Below are 7,529 nucleotides of genomic sequence, written 5' to 3'. Positions count from 1 at the left end.
CATGATTCGTTGTTGAGGGCCCCATTGTGATTTAGGGCTTTAGGTTACATTTTATCGATTAATCAGGCGGCGGCGCTTTTCTCCGCGTTAGCGGCTTCGTCCAACATGGCGCTCAACCGGAGCGCGGTTATAATGCGGTTTTGTTTTTTCAGCTATTTGGGCCGCGCCCGGTTAGCTCTACGTTATGTGTCAAAAAGAAACCGATGGAAGTTTCAGTAGATCAAGAGATTAAACAAATACAGATGGGTAAACCCCATGTTGTAATCCTGGGTGCCGGAGCTAGTTACGCCGCTTTTCCATATGGGGATAAAAATAGCGTAAGGCTTCCGCTCATGAATAATTTCGTGGATATTCTTAGCCTCCATGATTTACTGTGCCAAACAGGCATCTCTTATGAAGCCGATAACTTTGAGAAGATATACGACCAGCTTTGTCGTAATACCACCCATCAAGAAGTCAGAGAAGAATTAGAAAAGGTAATTTATGACTACTTTTCTTGCTTAGAGATTATTGATGAGCCAACCATTTACGACCACTTATTGCTCTCTCTCCGAGAAAAGGACGTTGTTGCAACTTTTAACTGGGATCCTTTTTTGTTGCAGGCGTTCCGCAGGAACGTACACAAATTTAAGTTGCCACGGCTGCTGTTTCTTCATGGCAATGTTGGGGTCGGATATTGTGAAAAAGACAAGGTGGCAGGAATAAATGGGAATAGGTGCAGTAAATGCGGCAGTCTTCTTGCGCCGACGAAGCTTCTATACCCAATTGCAGAGAAAAATTACCATTTGAATGGTTTCATTTCGTTGCAGTGGAAAGAGCTACAGCAGCATTTACAAAGTGCTTTTATGATTACTATCTTTGGCTACGGTGCGCCGCAGTCAGATGTGAGTGCAATTGATTTAATGAAACTTGCTTGGGGCGATGTAAACCAGAGAGAAATGGAGCAAACGGAAATAATCGATATAAGAAGTGAAGATGATTTGGGCAATACATGGGAACCTTTTATTCACACCCACCACTACGAAACACATTCATCGTTCTATGATTCTTGGATAGCCAATCACCCCAGAAGAACCGGCGAGGCATACATAAATCAGTATTGGAATGCACAGTTTATCGACAACAATCCAATACCGAAAAAACTCGCATTTCCAGAGTTGTGGGCCTGGTATGATCGATTGAAAAAGGTAGAAGAGCAGCATGAAAACACATAACAAGGCACTCCACCGGACGGCAATTCCGCTACGCTACATTGCCGCCGGTGAGTTTGATCGTTAGACGAGAGGACTGAGGAAAAACCATGCTATGTCGTGTTCCCAAAAGTGCTACCAAGACTCTCGACCAAGTGCTTGGCAATGATGGTGACAAAAAGGACATGGGGTCAACGAGCCCCCCAACGGGCATGTCTCCCCCGGGATTGGTTCTCAACGTGTACACAGAAGGGCCGAATGCGTGGAAGGTTATATGCACGCTGACACCAGCCGTCGAAGGCACGAATCAAGCGGTTTATCTCGCGCCCGGCACCTATCCCACCGGGCTCGCACAGCATGGGCAATTCATCGGTTCAGCGGATGTTGATCACCCCGAAATCTACGCCATCCTTGACGCCACGAACTCCGACTGGAGCCGCAGGGCCGAAGTGGAGCACTGCTACGACTGGATACGGGCACACGACCTCACTTTGAAAGTAGCCGAAAACACAATCCGGGCAGCGACTCCCGGGCTGCAGAATCGCCGGTTCGGCAGCCGCCTGGCGGCCTACGCCGGGGCGCTGGAAGCGTTCGTTGGCCACTCACCGCATAGACGAATCGCCGAGGTTTTCCAAAGATCAGTGTTCGCAACGGCTGAGCGTCATGATTTCTTCCCACAGACGTTCAAGAAGCAGCTCACCGAACTCTTCCTGGAAGTCGGAAGCCGAACCGCACATCGCGATTCGGAGAGGTGGCATCACTTCGAGTACAGCAACCTTCCTGTCCCTAGCAGTGAACTCGGAATTATGGATAGCCTCCAATCAAGTGGCCGCGACTACCGCCGAGTCCAACGCTCGGCTACCTTTAGTGTTGACATAATGACATCGGAGCAGCTAATCACCCTTGGCTGACCGGTTTGGCGTTTGTCCGTTTGGTGTGGCCCGCCCTGAACGCGGTGTACCGTTGTGGATCGAATCGACGAACACGTGTCGCCTCCCGAAGGCGGCAGCTAGAGCGGTAGTTGGGGTGAGGCATGAATCCAGGACATTTTAGGCTTATGATTCAATGCATTGACCTAACAACACCATCAACCCGGACGCAGTCTTGGCAGAGTTCGTCGCCTTTGCTCGGCAGTCAGTTCAGGGTCACGGAGGGCACAATGCGGCCTAACCGTGAAATAGTGTCGTCAACAAGACTAGGCAACAACATCAAAACACCATAGATTGAAACTGTAGCATCACAATAAACGATCAGTTTTTAACAGCTCTTGAATAAACGGGGAAACCGCTCGCAGGGAAACACCCCCTTTTAATAAACCACGGAGTAAGCAATCCCTGTTCACCAACGTAATGGACTTGAGACAAATCTAGGTATTGGGATTTCATAAATCCTCCGTCGGTTATAAACGGCTATTCAGTTAAAACAATTAGCCGCGCCTTTGCGCTTATGTGGAGATCAGAAAGCCTCAACCATAAAAGAATTTCCATTGACATTCTTATACGCTTATGAAGTAGAATAATCTACAAATAAGTAATATTAGAACATTAAATGAACCGTTCCTGGCTAATCCTCATTGTCAGCCTGCCGACCCAAAACTCCACCGGACGGATGCGCGTCTGGCGGGCGCTCAAGGCACTGGGTTGTGGCGTATTGCGAGATGGGGTGTATTTATTGCCGTACCGTAAGGAGTTCAGGCAAACGCTTCAAGCTCAGGCTGAAGACGTGATCGCAGGAGGCGGGAGCGCCCATATCCTGGAATTGGATAGCGAGAACCAGGAACAGCAAAAAGTCTTTGAAAACCTGTTCGACCGCTCAATCGATTATGCAAAACTGGTTGAAACTATACAGCAAACCGCCGACTCAAACCTCCAACCAAATGATCTGGCAAAACTCCAAAAACAAGTGCATCGGCTGCGTAAAGACTTTGAAGCCATTGCGATCCAGGATTTTTTCCCCGGTGCAGCACGGGAACAAGCGGCCTCCGTCCTCGAAGATTTGGAACATGCAATCACTGAGCGCCTTATGCCAGATGAACCGCATGCCGTACATCGACGAATTAGGCGGTTACATGTAGAGGATTTTCAAGACCGGACTTGGGCAACCCGCCAGCGCCCGTGGATCGACCGGCTTGCCAGTGCGTGGCTGATTCAACGCTTTATCGATCCCGAGGCTCGTTTTATCTGGCTTATAGATCCGGCTGCTTGCCCTGCCGAAGCCCTGGGCTTCGATTTTGACGGGGCTGAGTTTACCCATGTCGGTGCGAAAGTCACGTTCGAGGTATTAATGGCGAGTTTCGGATTGGCAAAAGATGCCGCATTGAACCGCCTCGGTGCCTTAGTCCACTACCTGGATGTCGGCGGGATTCCCGTCCTGGAAGCGGCGGGTTTGGAAACGCTGATCCGAGGCATGAGACAACGCTGGCCTTCCGATGATGATTTGCTGATCGAAACGAACAAAACTTTTGATGCCTTTTATCAGGCTTTTTCAGGAAATGACGCATGAATCAACCCGATCAATCGCAAATGTCGCCACCGCCCGTTACTTTAGGGCAAGCCTTCTGGTATTGGCTAAAACTGGGTTTCATCAGTTTCGGTGGCCCTGCCGGGCAAATTGCCATCATGCACCAGGATTTGGTCGAGAAAAAGCGCTGGATTTCCGAACGGCGTTACCTGCATGCACTCAACTACTGTATGTTGTTGCCCGGCCCGGAAGCCCAACAATTGGCGATCTACATCGGTTGGTTGATGCACCGCACCTGGGGTGGTGTGATAGCCGGTAGCCTGTTCGTGCTGCCATCGCTCATCATCTTGATTGTCTTAAGCTGGATTTATCTGGCTTTCGGGCATTTGCCCACTGTTGCCGGGGTGCTTTATGGCATCAAACCGGCAGTGACCGCCATTGTCCTGTTCGCCGCCTACCGCATCGGCTCTCGGGCATTGAAAAATGGGCTGCTGTGGACGATGGCGGGCTTGGCGTTTGTCGCTATCTTCGTATTCGATACGCCATTTCCCTTGATCGTCTTAATGGCAGGTTTGCTAGGTGCCCTGGGCGGCAAGTTTATTCCCCAGAAATTTGCCACTGGCGGCGGGCATGGAGGCGCAAAACAAAGTTATGGAAAGGCTTTGATCGACGATGACACACCGACTCCAGACCATGCCAAATTTAGCGGCAAACGGTTGGGCAAATTGATAGCGGTCGGCTTGATCTTATGGGGCGGCGCAATCGGTTTATTGTGCGTCCATTATGGTTGGGATGGGGCGCTGACACAGATGGGCTGGTTTTTCACCAAGGCGGCGCTGCTGACATTTGGCGGTGCTTACGCCGTGTTGCCTTATGTCTATCAAGGTGCAGTGGAACATTATCATTGGCTGACTGCCCATCAAATGATTGACGGCCTGGCATTAGGTGAAACCACGCCAGGCCCCTTAATTATGGTCGTCACCTATGTCGGCTTCGTAGCCGGATGGACTAAAGAGTTGTTTGGCGCTGACCAGCTTTTTCTAGCTGGGGCTATGGCTGCCTGTGTCGTGACCTACTTTACTTTCTTGCCCAGCTTTTTATTCATCCTGGCAGGCGGCCCTTTAGTCGAATCCACGCATGGTAACTTGAAGTTTACTGCACCGTTAACTGGCATTACCGCTGCCGTGGTCGGCGTTATCCTGAACTTGGCGGCATTTTTCGCCTATCACGTGTTTTGGCCGCACGGTTTCCAAGGCCGTTTTGATGCGGTTGCCGCGTTGATTGGCCTTTCTGCGTTACTGGCTTTGTTACGTTACAAAGCCGGTGTCATCCCCGTGATCGCACTCTGCGGACTAGCGGGGCTGTTAGTCACTTTCATTAAACCCTGGCTTGAACAGGGTGGAGTTTTGCTATGAACACGATCCGTTGGTTTCAGTTTTCCTTATTATTACTGTGCGCTATAGCCGCATGCCAAGTTGTTGCCCTGGAGAATCAAAGTCATAAAGGATCGCTGGATTCGGTTACCATCGAAAAACTGACCGGTGCTAAAGGCAAATTGGATGCTACCGAGAACGTTTTTAAGGTCAGCGTTCCCCGGACTGACCTTACCGTGATGGTAGCCGGGGTCAAAATGATCCCCGCTATGGGATTTACTTCGTGGGCGGCTTTCAAACCGGCGGGCGAACAGGTCATGGTCATGGGTGACATGGTGTTGACGGAGGACCAAGTCAATCCGGTGCTTAGTATGGCACTGGACAATGGTATTGAGGTCACCGCCTTGCATAATCATTTCCTCTGGGACACACCCAGGGTGATGTTCATGCATATCGGTGGTATGGGCGATATTGAAAAGCTCGCCACGGGCGTTGGTAAGGTTTTCCATGAAATTAAAAAAACCAGTGCCGTCAAAGTACCCGCACCGCATACGCCACTAGTTGCTAGCAAGACTTCGCTCGATCCGAAAATTATTGAAACGGCCATCGGCGCTCCCGTCGAAAAGGCTGGCGAAATTTATAAGGTGACCATAAGCCGCTCGACGATGATGGCGGGACACGATGCTGGCAAGGTGATGGGCGTCAATACCTGGGCGGCCTTTGCAGGCAGCGATAAAAAAGCGGTCGTGGATGGGGACTTCGCCATGCTGGAGTCAGAATTGCAAGGCGTATTAAAAGCCTTACGCAGTGCGGGCATTTTCATTACTGCAATTCATCACCACATGACCGGGGAATCGCCCAAGATCGTGTTCTTGCACTTTTGGGGCACAGGCTCTGTCAATGATTTAGCCAAGGGCATTAAAGCCGCGTTGGACACTCAAGCGAGCAAGTAGGAGGCCGTCTGTGAAATGAATTACCCGTGAATAATCAGGGTATTGAAATAAACACCTTGGTTGGGAATCCAATAGCCGGGTTATTATTCGTAATGGCGGTTACCTACGCCCCGTTTGCGGGGGCTTATTCAGCAACTGGGCGATGATTTTTCTGCAAGAAGATAAGCATAAGCCCACAGCAAGCAGGGCATCATTAAAATTCCCCCAATATGCTGCTATAGTGACATCACTGATGGTGGCAGCACTTATGTCAGGTGTCGAATTAGGCAGTTTTGCACTCGGTCCATTACGAGAATGGCCCATTAACCACCATTTTTAACGCAGCTACAGCGCTATCCCCGTTGGTAGTGGGATTAGGAATTATGGCACTGATCGAACGCAAAAATGATAAACAAGTAGTAAACCCCTCCCTGATGTGCGCTATCCCTGATGATTTGAGCCCATCAGAGCGCGAAGGCATCATCATTTGCCCCGCTTGTGGCGGGGCAAATCCGAAAGACGCGGTCTTTTGTGTTAGTCACCAATGTCACAAAGCCTTAGGCGAATTCAAATACGTATTGGAGGAACTTCAAGCCCAAAAGAATTGGATTGAAAAGCTGGCCGATAAAGTAACCCATTTCATCGCGAAACCGCATTTTATCATCATCCATATGCTGTGGTTTGCAGTTTGGATCATGGCCAACGAAGGCTATCTTGGACATCTTCCCTACTTTGATGAGTATCCCTATAGCCTGTTGGGCATCATCTTGGCTATTGAAGCCGTATTCATTACCGGTTTCCTATTAATCAGCCAAAACCACCAATCAGCCTATTCTGAAAAACGCGCAGAATTGGATTATGAAGTTAATATTAGATCTTATCGCAAGCTGATTGAATTGGAAAAGCGTTTGGATAGTTTGGAAAGCAAAAACCCTATAGGCCGTGAAGGAGAGCCGGAAGCATAAAGACGACATGCTTTTCGTTTGTTTATACTGGCTGAAAAACGACCAGGGGACGCAGCCGGATATGGGGTTGTCCGGCGGCGGTCAAGTGCAATAGAAAGGAAGGATATTGACTAATTTTTCCTTACACTTCCGACTCCACTATTACCAATAGTCCTCAGTCCAGGAGGCGGATGGTTTCCTGGGTTGTCCTGGTTAAGGTGCATGTTTTACTAGCACTGGAGACAGGATAAGGCGCAAGAACTTATGGCACTTCTAATATCTGTATCGACGACTATTGCTGGCTTATCGCCGATAAATGTGCGAATATGATTACAAAGGTGTAATGCTGGGGTATCTGCATGAACAATGAAAATGCAAAAAAAGCTAATTATCTTTGGAAACTGAATTGTTTGTTATTGATCGGATTTATCCTCTTGCTGTTTGGGGGCAATGCATTTGCTGGAAATTTAAAGCTTACCTGGAAGGCCAGTAAATCCCATGATGTAGGGGGTTATAAGGTCTATTATGGACTAAGCAGAAAAAACTATACAGCTAGCATTGATGTTGGTAAAAGACTAACTTATAAGTTGAAAGGGTTAACAAACGGCGAAAGGTATTTTTTTGCAGCGA

7 protein-coding genes are annotated in these 7,529 nt (G+C 49.0%); all 7 read left to right on the top strand.

Features of this window, described 5'->3' with window-relative positions:
• The first annotated feature begins 203 nt into the window (after window positions 1-203).
• Window positions 204-1,214, top strand: coding sequence for a hypothetical protein (locus MGMO_RS07885; protein ID WP_023494520.1), 1,011 nt, complete (start codon window positions 204-206; stop codon window positions 1,212-1,214).
• 86 nt (window positions 1,215-1,300) lie between these two features.
• Complete coding sequence (locus tag MGMO_RS07880) at window positions 1,301-2,101, top strand: hypothetical protein (RefSeq protein ID WP_023494519.1); 801 nt, start codon at window positions 1,301-1,303, stop codon at window positions 2,099-2,101.
• Window positions 2,102-2,738: 637 nt separating this feature from the next.
• Window positions 2,739-3,692, top strand: a complete 954-nt coding sequence (locus MGMO_RS07875) for a chromate resistance protein ChrB domain-containing protein (protein ID WP_023494517.1) — start codon at window positions 2,739-2,741, stop codon at window positions 3,690-3,692.
• On the top strand, window positions 3,689-5,065 hold the full coding sequence (chrA, locus tag MGMO_RS07870) for a chromate efflux transporter (RefSeq protein ID WP_023494516.1): 1,377 nt from the start codon (window positions 3,689-3,691) through the stop codon (window positions 5,063-5,065). Before MGMO_RS07875 ends, chrA begins: the two co-directional genes overlap by 4 nt.
• A complete protein-coding gene (locus MGMO_RS07865; RefSeq protein WP_023494515.1) occupies window positions 5,062-5,976 on the top strand; it encodes an LppY/LpqO family protein in 915 nt (304 codons plus the stop codon). The genes chrA and MGMO_RS07865 overlap by 4 nt, the downstream gene beginning before the upstream one ends.
• Before the next feature lie 362 nt (window positions 5,977-6,338).
• On the top strand, window positions 6,339-6,920 hold the full coding sequence (locus MGMO_RS07860; protein ID WP_023494514.1) for a DUF1003 domain-containing protein: 582 nt from the start codon (window positions 6,339-6,341) through the stop codon (window positions 6,918-6,920).
• Window positions 6,921-7,258: 338 nt separating this feature from the next.
• A partial coding sequence (locus MGMO_RS07855) for a fibronectin type III domain-containing protein (protein WP_036307284.1) occupies window positions 7,259-7,529 on the top strand: 271 nt, incomplete at its 3' end.

This window comes from Methyloglobulus morosus KoM1 (assembly GCF_000496735.2).
GTDB classification, from domain to species: domain Bacteria; phylum Pseudomonadota; class Gammaproteobacteria; order Methylococcales; family Methylomonadaceae; genus Methyloglobulus; species Methyloglobulus morosus.
The sequence above is the reverse complement of the archived record's forward strand: the minus strand, read 5'-3'. Positions and strand labels throughout refer to the sequence as shown.

Bases quoted from the DNA above. Each gene is read 5' to 3' on its own strand.
- MGMO_RS07885 (WP_023494520.1), top strand. From the start codon at position 204: ATGGAAGTTTCAGTAGATCAAGAGATTAAACAAATACAGATGGGTAAA.
- MGMO_RS07880 (WP_023494519.1), top strand. From the start codon at position 1,301: ATGCTATGTCGTGTTCCCAAAAGTGCTACCAAGACTCTCGACCAAGTG.
- MGMO_RS07875 (WP_023494517.1), top strand. From the start codon at position 2,739: ATGAACCGTTCCTGGCTAATCCTCATTGTCAGCCTGCCGACCCAAAAC.
- chrA (WP_023494516.1), top strand. From the start codon at position 3,689: ATGAATCAACCCGATCAATCGCAAATGTCGCCACCGCCCGTTACTTTA.
- MGMO_RS07865 (WP_023494515.1), top strand. From the start codon at position 5,062: ATGAACACGATCCGTTGGTTTCAGTTTTCCTTATTATTACTGTGCGCT.
- MGMO_RS07860 (WP_023494514.1), top strand. From the start codon at position 6,339: ATGGCACTGATCGAACGCAAAAATGATAAACAAGTAGTAAACCCCTCC.